Here is a 15,250-nt window from a genome sequence, read left to right as displayed (position 1 = left end):
AAACGGCGCATCGTTAAGGGCGACGCGCCGCTTGAGAATTAACGTGTACCGTACACGACGATGGTTTTACCGTGCGCGGAGATCAGGTTTTGATCTTCCAGCATTTTCAGGATACGACCGACAGTTTCGCGGGAGCAGCCAACGATCTGACCAATTTCCTGACGGGTAATTTTAATTTGCATACCGTCCGGGTGGGTCATTGCATCCGGCTGTTTCGCCAGATTCAGCAGCGTCTGTGCGATACGGCCTGTCACATCAAGGAAGGCGAGGTTGCCGACTTTTTCTGAGGTGACCTGCAGACGACGCGCCATCTGAGAAGACAAACGCATCAGGATATCCGGGTTCACCTGAATTAATTGACGGAATTTTTTATAGGAGATTTCGGCCACTTCACAAGCGGTTTTGGCGCGTACCCATGCACTGCGCTCCTGACCCTCTTCGAACAGACCCAGTTCACCGATAAAATCTCCCTGGTTAAGGTAAGAGAGGATCATCTCTTTACCTTCTTCATCCTTGATTAGCACAGCCACTGAGCCTTTGACGATGTAATACAACGTTTCCGCTTTTTCACCCTGGTGAATCAGCGTGCTCTTCGATGGGTACTTATGAATGTGGCAATGAGACAAGAACCATTCGAGAGTCGGGTCTGTTTGCGGTTTGCCAAGCACCATGCGCGGTTATCCTCTGTTATAAGCTGGCTCCAGACGCTGGATTCACATATCGCGTCCGGGGTTGCAATCTATCTTCCCCATACCTGGGAAGTGGACCGTCAGACATGCCTGCGGCCTGTAATATGTGATGTCCTCTGCATACATACATAACATCAATGTATCACTGTAGCATCCCGATTGTTTTAGCATAGCTTTTGTCGCCTGTCTCCTGGTGTCTCGCTTCAGCTTGACGCAGGTCGCCTTCCGTTGCGAGTTTTCTTATGTACGCGTAATCTGTAAAGAAAACTGTAACTCCGGAGTGAATTAAAAATGCAAGCTCGAGTGAAATGGGTAGAAGGTTTAACGTTCCTTGGCGAGTCTGCGTCCGGGCACCAGATCCTGATGGATGGTAACTCAGGCGACAAAGCCCCAAGCCCGATGGAAATGGTGCTGATGGCAGCAGGAGGATGCAGCGCTATCGATGTTGTATCTATTCTGCAAAAAGGCCGCCACGATGTGAAAGATTGCGAAGTGAAGCTGACCTCAGAGCGTCGTGAAGAGGCTCCGCGTCTGTTTACGCATATCAACTTGCACTTCATCGTGACCGGCAAGGAGCTGAAAGAGGCGGCGGTATCGCGTGCGGTGGATCTCTCTGCCGAGAAATATTGCTCCGTCGCGTTAATGCTGGAGAAGGCGGTGAAAATCACGCATTCGTATGAAGTGATTGAGGCCTGAGAACCGCTTTCAAAGGCTAAGCAGGTAAGTCGGATAAGCGTAGCGCATTCGACCTTTTCCCCGGTGGCGCTACGCTTTCCGGGGCTACACCTGGCGGGGGAAGATATTGTGTCCGCCGCAAGGCTACTGAATTTTCTTCCCTTCCATCAACCGCTGTACCAGCGGGGTCATGATGAGCTCCATCGCCAGTCCCATTTTCCCACCCGGCACCACAAGCGTATTCATGTGCGAAATGAACGAACCCTGCAGCATCGCCAGCAGCCAGGGATAGTCGATCCCTTCAAGGTTACGGAAATGAATGACGACCAGACTTTCATCCAGCGAGGGGATGACCTTCGCCGCGAACGGATTGGAAGTATCAACGGTCGGCACGCGCTGGAAGTTAATATGGGTTCGGGAGAACTGGGGGGTAATGAAGTTAATGTAGTCTTCCATCGAGCGTACCACCGAGTCCATCACCGCTTCACGGGAATGTCCACGCTCACCGGTATCACGCACCAGCTTTTGAATCCATTCAAGGTTAACTATCGGAACCACGCCCACCAGCAGATCGACATGGCAGGCGACATCATGCTGTGGCGTTACCACGCCGCCGTGTAACCCTTCATAAAACAGTACATCTGTTGGCTCTGGTAAGGGCTGCCAGGGGGTGAACGTGCCGGGAACCTGATTCCAGGGAACGGCTTCATCGTAGGTATGCAGATATTTTCGTGCCTGACCTTTGCCGGTTTGTCCGTATTCGATAAATGTCTGTTCCAGCAGGCCGAAATCATTCGCCTCCGGGCCAAAGTAGCTGATATGTCGACCTAAATCCCGGGCCTTACGGATTACCATGTCCATCTCCGGGCGGGTATAGCGATGAAAGCTGTCACCCTCGACCTCGGCGGCATGCAAATTCAGTTGAGCAAAGATTTTGCGAAACGCGAGGCTGGTGGTAGTGGTTCCCGCACCGCTGGAACCTGTTACGGCAATAACCGGATGTTTAGCGGACATAGCAGCTCCCTGAGTAAACCATTGTTGTAGACGAAGCCAGCCGCCCGGGCGTTACTCGCGAAACTGCGAGCGCGGCATAATATTGACGGTTTCGTGCAGTTCTGACCACACCAGCACAGCTTCGCCGTTTTTCAATTGCCGTCTTACATCGGCGACCTTTTGTTCGAGTGAGCGCTCATGTTCACCATAATCGGTGCCTTCACGCAAGACAAAGCTTTCAATCAGGTTGTCGAGTGTCTCAGGCGCCAGATCCTGCCAGGGAATAATCATTCAGATTTCCAGATAAGTTTGCAGCCAGTCGGGGATGCGCTTTTCCAGCCACATTTCCGGGTGTAGTAACGTGCCGCCCACAAACCCCACGTGACCACCATGTTCGGTGAGTTGATATTCTACTGACGGCGGCAGCGTCTGCGTATCGGGTATCACATTTTGATCCATAAAGGGGTCGTCTTTCGCATGGATGATCAGCGTCGGTTTGCTGATTTTATTCAGCAACGGCATGGCACTGCACTGGCGGTAATAGTCAATCGCATCGGCAAAGCCATGGATGCGCGCCGTGATCGCATCATCAAAATCGCGCAGACGACGCAGACGTTTCAGCTGTCGTAAATCAATGGGTAATGAGCCGGGATAGGCTTTTAATTTTCGTGACGCGTTGGCTTTCAGCAGGTTGAGCAAATAGTGTTGATATACCCGCGAAAAGCCGGTTTCGATATGGGCGCTGCATGCTTCCAGCACAAAGGGGGCAGAGACAATCACTGCGGCATCCAGGGGGACGCGATTTTCCTCTTTTGCCAGCAGACAGGCCAGCATATTGCCGCCCAGCGAATAGCCCACCGCAGCGGTGGGCACCTGGCCAAACTCCCGCTGCAACCAGTGCAAAAACCAGGTACCGTCTTCGGTTTCGCCAGAGTGGTAAATACGGTTAAGGCGATTAGGTTCACCGCTACAGCCACGAAAATGCATCACCACGCCCAGCCAGCCGCGCGCTTTTGCCGCTTCTATCAGGCCGTGAGCATAAGGGCTATGCAGGCTGCCTTCCAGCCCATGAAAGACCACCAGACGGGGTTTATGTTTTGCCTGTGTCGGGTCTTCGCTCCAGGCGAGATCCACGAAATCGCCATCGGGCAGTTCAAGGCGCTGCCAGGTCGGTGTAAAGCCCAGTTTCCGGCGGATCAGGCGCGGCAGCATAGTCTGGAAATGCGGATTGCTTCCGCCGCGCAGTGGGCGGAAGGTGGAAGAATCATCCGCCATTTCCGAGAGTCGTGAAGGTGTAATTTCAGCCATAGTACAGAATAATAGAATCAGAATGGGACAACTATAGCTGCACGATGTTGCGCCGTTTTTTCATTTCGCGGGACATCGCGCAGACTATACTAATCCGTCAGTAAATTTCGGGAAAAGAGATGAATATCGACACCCGGTTTACGCCGCCACAAGCGCGCTTTTCGTGCACCAGTCGCTACGCTCTCGCCTGTCTCTTCAAACATACCAGAGGCCTCAAATCGACGAATCAGGCTTTTTCGCTGGATAGGCTGACCGAGAATAATCTCCGTCGCCTCCTGCAATTGCGTCTGGGTAAACATATCAGGCAGACAATAAACTGGTAGTAAAGAGTACATTGTTTTCTGCCGTAATCGTTGCAGCGCAGCCTGAATTATGTCCCGATGATCAAAGGCCAGGTCGATATCATCCAGCCCGGTTACCGGCATCCATTTGGCATCGCTCACGCTTGCAATATGTGGTGCACAGGCGACCCAGGAGATTAACGCATACCAGGCGATGGTCAGACTCCAGCCACGGGGATCGCGTTTTGCCCCGGAAAAGGTATCCAGTTGTTCCAGCCAGGAAGGGGAGACGCCGGTTTTCTCTGTCAGCTTACGTAATGCCGTGGCGCGCGTGGACTCATCTTGTTCCATATCGATAAATCCGCCAGGCAGACCCCAGCGCCCCTGTTGAGGGTGACTGGCACGTTTCACCAGCAAAACGCGAAGCGCCTGCTCATGCAGCGTGAACAGCACACTGTCTACCGTCACCAGAGGTGAAGGGAACCGGCTGGCATCATAAGAATCCAGATACTCTGCTTCGCTTATCATCGCTTATTCGCCTTATTAAACACGCCACAAGTTTATCAGTCCATCAAAGGGGGGCAAGTTAACTTTTATTTTATTAAATATCAACGAGTTAATTATGTGTTTGCCGGAAAGTGAAAAAAAACCTTGCCAATAAGTGTCTCATAGACAATATTATAAGTGTCTTAGGGACATTAACTAATGGTGAGGTGAATCATGTCCAGCAAAATTGAGTTAACGCTTGATAATCAGCCAGTTGAAATCGAACGTGGTGTCTTTCCTGACGGCGCAGTATGGCTGAGAGTGATGAGTAAACTGCCTCGTTTTGCTCAGGTTATGCGGATTCGCGTTGCCGCCATGCGTGATATGAATGATTTCATGCTGTTAGCCCAATTAACTGATGCCGTGCGTCATGCTACTGACATCACCGTAAGCCACCTTGAACTGGCCTGGTTGCCCTGGGCGCGTCAGGACCGCCACATGGTCAATGGTGACAGCTTTGCGCTCAAGGTATTCGCTAACCAGTTGAACGTACTGAATTTCGATAAAGTTTTCCTGTTGGATCCGCACAGTGACGCAGCCGCAGCGGCCATCAACAACAGCGTGGTGATTGCTCAGGAAACCTGTCTGATGAAAAGTGAAACCCTGCGTCAGGCAATAAGTACAGGCAAATTGACGCTGGTGGCGCCCGATGCCGGGGCGCTGAAGAAAATTCATAACGTGGCAAAAGCCAGCGGGGCGAGGGATTACGCCATCCTCACTAAAGAGCGTGATGTTGCAACAGGCAACCTGACTGGCTTTGCGCTGGTTTCTGGCGATGTGGCAGGCAAAGATGTGCTGATTGTGGATGACCTTTGCGATGCGGGCGGTACTTTTATCGGCTCCGCTCAGGTGTTACGCGATGCCGGTGCGCGCAGCGTGAGCCTTTACGTGACCCACGGCGTCTTTTCCAAAGGGGTGGAAAACCTGCTGAACAATGGCATTGACGCCATTTATACCACTACTTCGTTTGCTTCTTCTGAGCTTCGCGAACCTCGCGTAGAGCTTATCGACATCGATACTATTTTTTGCGCTTAAGGGAGATAACACCATGAAAATGAACCCCATTCTGGCTATCGACGGTTACAAAGTTTCCCACCGGGCGCAGTACCCACAAGGGACGACGCAGGTCTACTCCAACTTTACGCCGCGCAGCGATCGCTTTTTCTCTTCTCCCGTGGCGGACGGCAAGCTGGTGTTCTTCGGGCTGCAGGGCTTTTTGCAGTGGTTTATGGTCGATTTGTTCAACGATGCCTTTTTTGCCCGCCCACAAGAAGATGTGGTGAATGAATACAAAGCGGTGATGGACAGCTATCTCGGCCAGGACGCCGTGCCAGTGGACCACATCCGTGCGCTGCACAATTTGGGCTATCTGCCTCTGCACATTAAATCCCTTGATGAGGGCAGCACAGTGCCAATGAAAGTCCCGGTACTGACCATCACGAATACCCGTGATGAGTTCTTCTGGCTGGTGAATTACCTTGAGACCGTGCTCTCCGCTGAATTATGGAAAGCCTCTACTAATGCCACTATCGCGCACCACTACCGTAAGGTCTGCGAACAGTGGGCGGAAAAAACCTGCAGCGATATGTCGCACCTCGATTTCCAGTGCCATGACTTTTCTTTCCGTGGCATGGCGGGTCTCCAGGACACTATGCAGGCCGGTGCCGGGCATCTGTTGAGCTTTAAAGGCACCGACAGTATTCCCTCTCTGCTCTATGCCCGTGACTACTACACCGCAGGTGAAGACTATTTTATCGGCGCGAGCATTCCGGCCACCGAGCACAGCGTAATGTGCGTGGGCGAGAAGGAACAAGAGATTGAAACCTTCCGCCGCTTGATAGTCGATCTCTATCCGCAGGGATTTGTCTCAATCGTCTCGGATACCTGGGATTACTGGCGGGTGATGACGGAATACACCCGTGAACTGAAACAGATAATCCTTAATCGTGAAGGGCGCATAGTGTTCCGCCCGGACAGCGGTGACCCGGTTGAGATCCTGTGTGGCACCGGGGCAGATGATGATACGCGTGGCGATCGCAGCCCGGAAGAGAAAGGGTCGGTGGAAGTGTTATGGGAGATCTTCGGCGGCACCGTGAATGAGAAAGGCTACAAAGTACTCGACCCGCATGTCGGCCTGATTTATGGCGATTCCATTACCCTTGCGCGTGCAGATGAAATTCTGCGCCGCCTGGAAGCCAAAGGTTTTGCCAGCTCAAATGTCGTCTTCGGCGTGGGATCATTTACCTATCAGTACAACACGCGCGACACATTCGGTTTTGCTATGAAAGCGACCTGGGGCGCGGTCAACGGTAAAGGGCGGATGATCTTCAAAGAGCCGAAAACCGACAGCGGTCTGAAATGTTCGGCGCGCGGGCTGTTACGGGTAGAAAGAGATGCGCAGGGTGAACTGCAACTGCATGACGAACAAACCTGGGAACAGGAAAAAACCGGTGAACTGAAAACACGTTTCCTAAACGGCAAATTGTACAACGTTGACCATTTTGAGCAGATTCGCCAGCGCCTGGCCGCGCAGCGCTGACTGTTCTACTTCATTCCGGGGGCGCATCGTGCCCCCGGAATGCTACAGATTTTCCCTCCTTAAAATGATCCTCGTCACAAATCATCACTTTGATTATTACTCTCAGGCTAACAATCGTCTTTTATCCTTAATTGATGCCTTTCTCACCAGCGCGCACACTTTACTCAGTGTTAAGCAAATCAAAATGATTCGCTGAATCAGGAGGTTAATAATGTTATCTGGACAAACGCCAGAACGGGTCTGGAACACGCGACGCACGGAAAAACAGCGTCGCCTGGCATCCGTCCCCGTACCGGGTAAGGTGCTGCCGACCGACGATCTGGTCGCCATGCTGGAAAAATTGATCGCTCCGGGCGACAAAGTGGTGCTGGAAGGGAATAACCAAAAACAGGCTGATTTTCTCTCCCGCGCGCTGGCGTCGGTCAATCCGCAAAAAGTCCATGACCTGCATATGATCATGCCAAGCGTCGGGCGCAGTGAGCACCTGGATATCTTCGAAAAAGGTATCGCCCGCAAGCTGGACTTTTCCTTCTCCGGTACACAAAGCCTGCGTATCTCGCAGTTGCTGGAAGATGGGCTGCTGGAAATCGGCGCGATTCATACCTACATCGAGCTCTACTCCCGCCTGTATGTGGACCTGTCGCCAAACGTGGCGCTGATTGCCGGTTATAAAGCCGACCGTAAGGGAAACCTCTACACCGGCCCGAGTACCGAAGATACCCCGGCGCTGGTGGAAGCTGCTGCCTTTCGCGACGGCATTGTCATCGCCCAGGTCAATGAACTGGTGGATGACGAATGCGATTTACCGCGCGTGGACATCCCTGGCTCGTGGATTGACTACGTGGTCGTGGCTGATAAACCGTTTTTTATCGAGCCGCTGTTCACCCGCGACCCGCGTCTCATCAAACAGGAACATATCCTGATGGCGATGATGGCCATCAAAGGCATCTACGCCGAACATCAGGTGCAGTCGTTAAACCACGGCATCGGCTTCAATACCGCTGCGATTGAGCTGCTGCTACCGACTTACGGCGAACAGCTTGGCCTGAAAGGCAAAATCTGCAAGCACTGGACGCTGAACCCGCATCCGACACTGATTCCGGCGATTGAAAGCGGTTGGGTGGAGAGTGTGCACTGCTTCGGTGGTGAGCTGGGAATGGAAGAGTACATCCGCGCCCGTCCGGATATCTTCTTTACCGGCGCTGACGGCTCCATGCGTTCTAACCGCGCTTTCTGCCAACTGGCAGGTCAGTACGCGGTGGATATGTTTATCGGTTCGACTCTGCAGGTAGATGGCCTGGCAAACTCGTCGACGGTAACCCGCGGACGTCTGGCTGGTTTTGGCGGCGCGCCAAATATGGGGCATGACCCACATGGTCGTCGTCATGCGACGCCGGCGTGGCTGAACATGATCACCGAACCTGATCCCATGCAGCGGGGTAAAAAGCTGGTGGTACAGATGGTTGAAACGTTCCAGGCGGGTGCAAAACCGACCTTTGTGGAAACGCTTGATGCAGTAGAGGTGGCCAAAACGTCAGGTATGCCGTTAGCACCGGTCATGATTTATGGCGATGACGTCACCCATGTCCTGACCGAAGAAGGCATCGCTTACCTCTATCGCGCTGAGAGCATTGAAGAGCGTCGTGCGATGGTCGCCGCCGTGGCAGGTATCACCGATATCGGCCTGGGCGTGGACGCCAAACGTGTTGCCGGGCTGCGCCGCAGCGGCAAAGTGGTTTACCCGGAAGATATGGGCATTCGCCGCACAGAGGCCACCCGCTCGTTACTGGCAGCCAGCAGCGTGGCCGACCTGGTGGAATGGTCCGGTGGTCTTTATAACCCGCCTGCGAAATTCCGGAGCTGGTAATGAAACTTCTGCCACAGATTCAGGTTGAAGGCGGTGCCGAATGGCTGGCGCGAACCGCCACGCAGTGTCTGATTGACGAAGCACGATTAAGCCCGAAACCCGGTCTGGTGGACAGTCGCGGGAACGGCGCGCACCACGATTTAACGCTTGCGTTAATGGAGCAGTCTGCCCATAGCCTGACCCCGACATTTCAGGCGCTGGCGTTACAAAGCTGGCTGCGTCCGGCAGATATTGCGCTGCGACAAACCATCGGACGACTCGGTCGCGAAGGCGAACAGGCCATGATGGCGGCAACAGGCGGCGTGAACACTCATCGTGGGGCTATCTGGGCGCTGGGGCTGCTGGTGAGCGCGGTGGCGATGCTCGGTGGTGAGGCGACCGCGCCTGCTGTTGCAGCGACTGCCGCCGCACTGGCGAAACTGCCGGATGACGCCGCGCCTAAAGTCTTTAGTAAAGGGCTTCGCGCCACGCATCGCTACCGTGTGCCAGGCGCCAGAGAAGAGGCGCAACAAGCCTTCCCGCATGTTTTGCAGTATGCGTTGCCGCAGTTGCGCTTGAGCCGGAGGAACGGTGGCAGTGAATCTCACGCCCGGATTGACGCCCTGATGGCCATCATGACTTCGCTTACCGACACCTGCGTGCTCTCCCGCGCCGGGATGGAAGGGCTTAAGACTATGCAGCGCGGCGCGCGCGCCGTCTTAAGCGCCGGGGGCAGTGCGACCCCGAAGGGACAGCAGGCGCTGGGCGTCCTGGATCGCCAGATGCTGGCGCTTAACGCCTCACCGGGCGGCGCCGCAGACTTACTGGCTGCCACCCTGTTTCTTGACCGTATCGGGACGCCCTATTTCAAGCATTAAGAGGATGTTATGGAAAAAATCACATTAACCGTGCCCGCCAGCCGTACCTTAAACGGCAAAGCGCTGGCAGGGGTAGTTGGTTCAGGGGATATGGAGGTGTTATTCACCGCCGACCAGAGCCAGACACTCACAATTGATATCACGACTTCCGTCGATAACAGCCGTGGCCGCTGGGAAGCCTTATTCAACCGCCTGCAGACCGTCAGCAGCCTCCCTGCGGGCAAACTGACCATCCACGATTTCGGTGCCACGCCTGGCGTTGCGCGCATTCGTATCGAGCAGGTTTTTGAAGAGGTGAGCTATGCGTGATGATCGCAGTTTTATCGAACTAAAAGCACGCCAGCGCGCGCAAGCGCTGTTGGATGAGGGCAGCTACCGCGAACTGCTCGACCCGTTTGAAGGGATTGTTTCTCCGTGGCTGGGCGCGCAGGGCATTGTGCCGCAGGCCGATGATGGCATGGTGGTGGCGAAAGGGACCATCAACGGTAAACCTGCCATTGTCGTCGCCATTGAGGGCGCCTTTCAGGGCGGCAGTATGGGCGAAGTTTCCGGTGCCAAAATGGCGGCGGCGCTGGAACTGGCGGCGGAAGATAACCGTAACGGTATTCCGACTCAGGCGGTTTTGAGCCTGGAAACCGGTGGCGTACGTCTGCAGGAGGCCAACCTCGGCCTGGCGGCGATTGCGGATATTCATGCGGCGATTGTTGACCTGCGTCGCTACACCCCGGTCGTCGGGATTGTGGCCGGAACAGTGGGTTGCTTTGGCGGTATGTCTATTGCAGCGGCCCTGTGCAGTTATCTGATTGTCACCCGTGAAGCGCGTCTGGGGCTGAACGGCCCGCAGGTTATCGAACAGGAAGCGGGCATAGAAGAGTACGACTCCCGCGATCGTCCATTTATCTGGAGCATGACCGGCGGTGAAGTGCGTTATCAAAGCGGTCTGGTGGATGCGCTGGTGGGTGATGGCGTGAATGCGGTGAAAGCGGCAATGAACGACGCGCTGGCGAAAGGTGTGCCCGCAAAACACCGTACCGATAATTACGACTGGTATCTCGACCGTCTGTCCCACTTCGACACCCGCAAACAGGCCGATACCGAACAGATTCACGCGCTCTTTGCCCGGGAGGTGAAATGATGAGTAATGCAATAAGCCGTGGCGAACTCTGGCTGGAAACACTGGCCCCACATGCACCGTGTCTGGCAGGTTTATGCCCGTCCGTGCGGGTAGCCGATGGTCAACTGAACGGAGAAGCGGTGCGCTTTATCGCCGTTGTGCCGGACGTGAATAACCATTTCCCGCGTGCCGCCAAAGGCGAAGTGGGGCTGCTGGAAGGCTGGACACTGGCGAAAGTGGTCAGCGAAACCGTAGCGACCGATGCCAACAGCGCCGTGAAACGTCCGATTGTGGCGGTAATCGACGTCCCAAGCCAGGCCTATGGCCGTCGCGAGGAGGCATTTGGTATTCATCAGGCGCTGGCCGGTGCCGCTGCGGCTTATGCCAACGCCCGTCTGGCGGGGCATCCAGTGATTGGTCTGATTGTCGGTAAAGCCATGTCCGGCGCGTTTCTGGCGCATGGTTACCAGGCCAACCGCCTGATTGCTTTTAACGATAAAGGTGTGCTCATCCACGCCATGGGGAAAGAGTCTGCCGCGCGGATCACCCTGCGCAGCGTAGAGGCGCTGGAAAAACTGGCGGCCACTATTCCGCCGATGGCTTACGACATCAGTAACTATGCCACCCTGGGGCTACTGGAGAATCTGCTGGATATCAGCAATCCGGATTCGCCATCATCGACCGATCTGGCGCTGGTGAAAACCGCGCTGCAAGAAGCTATCAACGCCGCTCGTCAGGACGCCACCCTGAAAAACCGTCTGGGTGCTGACAATCGCCGCAGCTCTGCACTTGTGCGTGAACGCATGAAAGCGAGCTGGTAAGTACAAAGAGACCTGCCAGATGCATCATCTCCGTGGGCGCAGTCGCTGTGCCCGCGCGGGAAGGTGCATCCTGAAAATAATAATCATCGCACCAGTGCTAAACGTTTCTTTATTTATTACAGGTGATTTATGACTTATGTAATTGTTCATGCCCTTGCACCGATTTTCATCATCATGTTACTGGGCTTCTGGGCGGGCAAGGCCAGGATGGTGGATAACAAGAATGTTTCCCTGCTCAATATTTTCGTGATGGATTTTGCACTACCTGCCGCGCTATTCAGCGCCACGGTACAAACACCCTGGACCGGGATCGTCGCCCAGTCACCGTTGATCCTGGTCCTGACACTGGCGATGTGGGTTACTTATGCGGTCATCTACTTCCTGGCGACACGCGTCTTTAAAAAATCACCGCAGGACGCCGCCGTGCTGACCCTGACCGTCGCGCTGCCAAACTATGCGGCGCTGGGGCTGCCTATTCTTGGCAGCGTGCTGGGTGAAGGTTCTTCTACGTCGCTTTCCGTCGCGGTGTCGATTGCCTGTGGTTCAGTTTTGATGACTCCGTTTTGCCTGCTGATTCTGGAACGCGAAAAAGCCCGTGCGCAAGGTGATCACTCCGGCTCCACGCTGGCCATGCTGCCGGTATTGATGTGGCGCTCGCTGAAAAAACCGATTGTGATGGGGCCGCTGCTGGGTGTGATCCTCTCGGCGATTGGCATCAAAATGCCGGAGCTGCTGCTGGCGGCGATTAAACCGCTGGGCCTGTCTGCAACCGCAGCGGCGTTATTCCTGACCGGGGTGATTCTCTCTGCCCGCAAACTGCAGATAAACACGATGGTCATCACCTCAACCATCGCCAAACTGCTGATTCAGCCCTTTATCGCCTGGGGTATCGTGCTGATTTTTGGCCTGCACGGTGCAGTGGCGATCACCGCCATCCTGATGATTGCGCTGTCTGCCGGTTTCTTCGGCGTGGTATTCGGTAACCGCTTTGGTGTGCAATCGCCGGATGCAGAAGCCGTGCTGCTGTTAAGCTCAGTACTATGTATTCTGTCGTTGCCGCTGTTTATTTCGCTGACCTCAGGAATCTAAACCATGAAAACATTACGACCGCACGATCTTGTCTGGCTGGCTGACCGTAGCGCCCTGGAAGGCGTGACCGAAGCCTGGGTTGAAGAGACATGGCACCCTGGTTTACCGGTGGTGGTGCGGCGTGATGTGAATCCTAATGGACGCGTACCCGTCGGGATACGCGGTCTTAAACGTGAACAGCGCGCGGCGGCCTGGGTTGCTCCTGAGCACGTTGTCCGCGTCGTCTCTCCGGAAGAGCTCGCAGATACGCAGACGCTGGTACGTTCGCCATTTATCACCCAACCACCCTTGCAGGTCGCATTCCAGCTGGCTCAGCAGCGCTGGCCCTGGGTCTGGGGAATTACGGGCAGTAGCGGTTATAGCCTGGCGACGGGGATTCCGGTTTTGCATGCGGCCAGCGACCTTGACCTGCTGATCCGCGCGCCGCAACCGCTGGCTCGAGAGGCGTTACTTCGCTGGCAGCAACAGATTTCAGGCGCCTTATGCCGGGTTGATACGCAGATCAATGTTCCGCAGGGCGGCTTTGCGCTGGCGGAGTGGCTGCGTGACGGCAGGGTGCTCCTGAAAACGAATCGCGGGCCGCAGTTGGTCAGCGATCCCTGGTTTGAGGGGAATTAAATGAAAATTCTGTTTACCTTTCCGGGGCAGGGGACGCAGCATCCGGGTATGCTGCGCGCGCTTCCTGGAACCGAACTGGCGCAGGCACGTGAGGTGCTGGGCGCAGAAATCGATACGCTGGATACTGCCAGCGCCTTGCAGCATACGCGCGCCGTTCAGCTTTGCTTGTTGATAGCCGGGGTTGCCTGGGGGCGTGAACTCATGCGCCGTGACGTTTCGCCCGATATCGTCAGCGGGCTTTCGATTGGCGCCTATCCGGCAGCGGTCATCGCCGGGGCGCTGGATTACGCAGATGCCCTGCGGCTTGTTGCTTTGCGCGGCGATTTGATGGAGCAGGCCTGGCCTCACGGTTATGGTCTGACGGCGATTATGGGCCTGACGCTGCAACAGGTGGAAACACTCATGGAAGGGAGCGGGGCCTATATTGCCAATCTCAATGCCGAGACCCAGATTGTGATTGCTGGTAGCGACGCGGCGATGGCGAATGTGGGGCAGAAAGCGCTCGCCAAAGGCGCGAATAAAGTTCGACGCCTTGATGTCAGCGTACCGTCGCACTGTGCGCTGCTGGCTGAGCCCGCGCAAAAACTGGCGGAGGCATTTCGCCACGTGACCCTTGCTCGCCCGCACTGCGCTTACCTTAGCGGTAGCACCGGACGTGTACTGTGGCAGGCCGATAAGATTGCTGACGATCTGGCAATGAACATGGCGCGTACCGTACGCTGGCAGGAGGCGATGATTGCGGCAAATGAACGTGAAGCTCGGCTGGCGATTGAGATGCCGCCTGGCGGCATACTGACCTGCTTAACTCGTCAGGCTGCCTGGACGGGAGAGGCAATTTCATTAGAACGCAGTGGTATTTCGGTTGCGGAACACCTGGCAAAACGGCTCAGATCGCAGGAATAAGCCCGTTCGGTTCAGGCGTTTTCCTGCCGGTTTCTGGCGTACATACGGCCTTCAGCTGCCAGGGCCAGTAGGTTCGGGTCATGCTCGCGATTGCGGGCAAAGACAATGGCGATCTGTTGTTGCATCTGGTAGGGCTGCGCGAGTTTGAGTAGCTGCACCGAGTTTTCATATACCTTCTTCATTCGCCCCGGCATCAATGTGAAGCCCACGCCCGCCTGCACCAGACTCAGCATAGAAAAAATGTCGTTCACGCGGGTGACGATCTCGGGCTCAAAGCCGGCAATGTGGAAGGCTTCCTGAAACCCGGCGTAGGTGGCAAACCCTTCGGCGAGAGAGACGAATTTTTGCTGGCGATAGTCGCGTAAATCAGCGGGGGCGGAGATGTTCAGTTTTGCAGCCGCCGGTGCGGCCAGAAAGATTTCATCGTGGAAAAGCGGCAGCATTTCGAGGTTGGCAGAATCAAGTTCCGACTCAGAAATGGAGATCAAGATTGCGTCCAGCGACCCTTCTTCAAGTTTCTGCAACAGGGCCTCGTTTGACCCCATTGTCAAATCCATCTCCAGCTCCGGGCGGCGCAGCTTCATTCCCATAATCAACTGAGGGACGGTTTCAAGGGTGAGTGAATAGAGTGTGCCAACACGCAAACGATTCTGGCCGATACCCGCCATCTTGCGTGCTTCTGCCAGGCCTCTTTCCATGGTTTGCGTGGCTTCCTGGCAGTATTCCAGCAATGTCCAGGCTGCAGGAAGGGGCAATAAGTTACGCCCCTTATGGATAAACAGCGGGCAGCGTACGTTCTCCTCCAGCGTATGCAACGCGCGATGCACACTCACACCGCTGAGGTTCAGCGCCTCGGCGGTTCGGGCGATATTGCCTTTCTCCATGAAGGCCATAAAAATGGCCAGCTTGCGAAAGGTGAGGTCACTGGTGATGTCGGGATTCATCTGCGC

Annotated in this window: 17 protein-coding genes; 11 read left to right on the top strand and 6 right to left on the bottom strand. The window is 55.2% G+C overall.

Going from position 1 to position 15,250, the window contains the following annotated elements; genetic code table 11:
* Positions 1 to 38: 38 nt before the first annotated feature.
* The gene (crp, locus tag AAIG39_RS02840; protein WP_000242758.1) at positions 39 to 671 is read right to left on the bottom strand and encodes a cAMP-activated global transcriptional regulator CRP; all 633 of its coding nucleotides are present in this window, start codon (positions 669 to 671) and stop codon (positions 39 to 41) included.
* Between the two features lie 309 nt (positions 672 to 980).
* On the opposite strand from crp, the gene AAIG39_RS02835 reads away from it, so the two are divergent.
* A complete protein-coding gene (locus AAIG39_RS02835) occupies positions 981 to 1,385 on the top strand; it encodes an OsmC family protein (protein WP_041851412.1) in 405 nt (134 codons plus the stop codon).
* Between the two features lie 123 nt (positions 1,386 to 1,508).
* Here the strand turns inward: AAIG39_RS02835 and AAIG39_RS02830 are convergent, their stop codons facing one another.
* From AAIG39_RS02830 to AAIG39_RS02815, 4 genes are all read right to left on the bottom strand, one after another.
* Positions 1,509 to 2,378 carry a phosphoribulokinase gene (locus tag AAIG39_RS02830; protein ID WP_343193154.1) on the bottom strand — a complete coding sequence of 290 codons (870 nt, stop codon included), beginning with the start codon at positions 2,376 to 2,378 and terminating at the stop codon, positions 1,509 to 1,511.
* A 51-nt stretch (positions 2,379 to 2,429) separates the two neighbouring features.
* Positions 2,430 to 2,648, bottom strand: a complete 219-nt coding sequence (locus AAIG39_RS02825; RefSeq protein WP_090084036.1) for a YheU family protein — start codon at positions 2,646 to 2,648, stop codon at positions 2,430 to 2,432.
* On the bottom strand, positions 2,649 to 3,665 hold the full coding sequence (locus AAIG39_RS02820) for a hydrolase (protein WP_249572588.1): 1,017 nt from the start codon (positions 3,663 to 3,665) through the stop codon (positions 2,649 to 2,651).
* 89 nt (positions 3,666 to 3,754) lie between these two features.
* Positions 3,755 to 4,474 carry an NUDIX hydrolase gene (locus AAIG39_RS02815; RefSeq protein ID WP_090084039.1) on the bottom strand — a complete coding sequence of 240 codons (720 nt, stop codon included), beginning with the start codon at positions 4,472 to 4,474 and terminating at the stop codon, positions 3,755 to 3,757.
* Between the two features lie 192 nt (positions 4,475 to 4,666).
* Here AAIG39_RS02815 and prs point away from each other — a divergent pair, with 192 nt between their 5' ends.
* From prs to mdcH, 10 genes are all read left to right on the top strand, one after another.
* Positions 4,667 to 5,527 carry a ribose-phosphate diphosphokinase gene (gene prs / locus AAIG39_RS02810; protein ID WP_343193153.1) on the top strand — a complete coding sequence of 287 codons (861 nt, stop codon included), beginning with the start codon at positions 4,667 to 4,669 and terminating at the stop codon, positions 5,525 to 5,527.
* 13 nt (positions 5,528 to 5,540) lie between these two features.
* Positions 5,541 to 7,031 (top strand): nicotinate phosphoribosyltransferase, encoded by a 1,491-nt coding sequence (locus AAIG39_RS02805; RefSeq protein WP_343193152.1) that lies wholly within the window; start codon positions 5,541 to 5,543, stop codon positions 7,029 to 7,031.
* A gap of 211 nt (positions 7,032 to 7,242) precedes the next feature.
* Complete coding sequence (gene mdcA / locus AAIG39_RS02800) at positions 7,243 to 8,898, top strand: malonate decarboxylase subunit alpha (protein ID WP_090084044.1); 1,656 nt, start codon at positions 7,243 to 7,245, stop codon at positions 8,896 to 8,898.
* Positions 8,898 to 9,755 (top strand): triphosphoribosyl-dephospho-CoA synthase, encoded by an 858-nt coding sequence (locus AAIG39_RS02795; protein WP_343193151.1) that lies wholly within the window; start codon positions 8,898 to 8,900, stop codon positions 9,753 to 9,755. Before mdcA ends, AAIG39_RS02795 begins: the two co-directional genes overlap by 1 nt.
* Before the next feature lie 9 nt (positions 9,756 to 9,764).
* On the top strand, positions 9,765 to 10,064 hold the full coding sequence (gene mdcC, locus AAIG39_RS02790) for a malonate decarboxylase acyl carrier protein (protein WP_047372862.1): 300 nt from the start codon (positions 9,765 to 9,767) through the stop codon (positions 10,062 to 10,064).
* Positions 10,057 to 10,890, top strand: coding sequence for a biotin-independent malonate decarboxylase subunit beta (locus AAIG39_RS02785; protein ID WP_090084047.1), 834 nt, complete (start codon positions 10,057 to 10,059; stop codon positions 10,888 to 10,890). Before mdcC ends, AAIG39_RS02785 begins: the two co-directional genes overlap by 8 nt.
* Positions 10,890 to 11,690: a biotin-independent malonate decarboxylase subunit gamma gene (gene mdcE / locus AAIG39_RS02780; RefSeq protein WP_343193320.1), complete on the top strand. Its 801-nt coding sequence runs from the start codon at positions 10,890 to 10,892 to the stop codon at positions 11,688 to 11,690. The genes AAIG39_RS02785 and mdcE overlap by 1 nt, the downstream gene beginning before the upstream one ends.
* Positions 11,691 to 11,819: 129 nt before the next feature.
* Complete coding sequence (locus AAIG39_RS02775) at positions 11,820 to 12,779, top strand: AEC family transporter (protein ID WP_090084049.1); 960 nt, start codon at positions 11,820 to 11,822, stop codon at positions 12,777 to 12,779.
* 3 nt (positions 12,780 to 12,782) lie between these two features.
* The gene (locus AAIG39_RS02770; RefSeq protein WP_343193150.1) at positions 12,783 to 13,397 is read left to right on the top strand and encodes a malonate decarboxylase holo-ACP synthase; all 615 of its coding nucleotides are present in this window, start codon (positions 12,783 to 12,785) and stop codon (positions 13,395 to 13,397) included.
* Positions 13,398 to 14,300, top strand: coding sequence for a malonate decarboxylase subunit epsilon (gene mdcH / locus AAIG39_RS02765; RefSeq protein ID WP_343193149.1), 903 nt, complete (start codon positions 13,398 to 13,400; stop codon positions 14,298 to 14,300).
* 11 nt (positions 14,301 to 14,311) lie between these two features.
* Here mdcH and AAIG39_RS02760 read toward each other — a convergent pair whose 3' ends face one another.
* Positions 14,312 to 15,244 carry a LysR family transcriptional regulator gene (locus AAIG39_RS02760; protein ID WP_249572594.1) on the bottom strand — a complete coding sequence of 311 codons (933 nt, stop codon included), beginning with the start codon at positions 15,242 to 15,244 and terminating at the stop codon, positions 14,312 to 14,314.
* Positions 15,245 to 15,250: the final 6 nt, after the last annotated feature.

This window comes from Phytobacter palmae, assembly GCF_039409775.1.
In the GTDB taxonomy this organism is placed as follows: Bacteria; Pseudomonadota; Gammaproteobacteria; order Enterobacterales; family Enterobacteriaceae; genus Phytobacter; species Phytobacter palmae.
This window is presented reverse-complemented; position numbering and strand designations above follow the sequence as displayed.

Excerpts from the sequence above, each read along its gene's own strand:
- mdcH (WP_343193149.1), top strand. The coding sequence starts at position 13,398 with ATGAAAATTCTGTTTACCTTTCCGGGGCAGGGGACGCAGCATCCGGGT.
- AAIG39_RS02835 (WP_041851412.1), top strand. The coding sequence starts at position 981 with ATGCAAGCTCGAGTGAAATGGGTAGAAGGTTTAACGTTCCTTGGCGAG.
- mdcE (WP_343193320.1), top strand. The coding sequence starts at position 10,890 with ATGAGTAATGCAATAAGCCGTGGCGAACTCTGGCTGGAAACACTGGCC.
- AAIG39_RS02760 (WP_249572594.1), bottom strand. The coding sequence starts at position 15,244 with ATGAATCCCGACATCACCAGTGACCTCACCTTTCGCAAGCTGGCCATT.
- AAIG39_RS02815 (WP_090084039.1), bottom strand. The coding sequence starts at position 4,474 with ATGATAAGCGAAGCAGAGTATCTGGATTCTTATGATGCCAGCCGGTTC.
- mdcA (WP_090084044.1), top strand. The coding sequence starts at position 7,243 with ATGTTATCTGGACAAACGCCAGAACGGGTCTGGAACACGCGACGCACG.
- AAIG39_RS02805 (WP_343193152.1), top strand. The coding sequence starts at position 5,541 with ATGAAAATGAACCCCATTCTGGCTATCGACGGTTACAAAGTTTCCCAC.
- mdcC (WP_047372862.1), top strand. The coding sequence starts at position 9,765 with ATGGAAAAAATCACATTAACCGTGCCCGCCAGCCGTACCTTAAACGGC.
- AAIG39_RS02820 (WP_249572588.1), bottom strand. The coding sequence starts at position 3,665 with ATGGCTGAAATTACACCTTCACGACTCTCGGAAATGGCGGATGATTCT.
- prs (WP_343193153.1), top strand. The coding sequence starts at position 4,667 with ATGTCCAGCAAAATTGAGTTAACGCTTGATAATCAGCCAGTTGAAATC.
- AAIG39_RS02775 (WP_090084049.1), top strand. The coding sequence starts at position 11,820 with ATGACTTATGTAATTGTTCATGCCCTTGCACCGATTTTCATCATCATG.
- AAIG39_RS02825 (WP_090084036.1), bottom strand. The coding sequence starts at position 2,648 with ATGATTATTCCCTGGCAGGATCTGGCGCCTGAGACACTCGACAACCTG.
- AAIG39_RS02830 (WP_343193154.1), bottom strand. The coding sequence starts at position 2,378 with ATGTCCGCTAAACATCCGGTTATTGCCGTAACAGGTTCCAGCGGTGCG.
- crp (WP_000242758.1), bottom strand. The coding sequence starts at position 671 with ATGGTGCTTGGCAAACCGCAAACAGACCCGACTCTCGAATGGTTCTTG.
- AAIG39_RS02770 (WP_343193150.1), top strand. The coding sequence starts at position 12,783 with ATGAAAACATTACGACCGCACGATCTTGTCTGGCTGGCTGACCGTAGC.
- AAIG39_RS02795 (WP_343193151.1), top strand. The coding sequence starts at position 8,898 with ATGAAACTTCTGCCACAGATTCAGGTTGAAGGCGGTGCCGAATGGCTG.
- AAIG39_RS02785 (WP_090084047.1), top strand. The coding sequence starts at position 10,057 with ATGCGTGATGATCGCAGTTTTATCGAACTAAAAGCACGCCAGCGCGCG.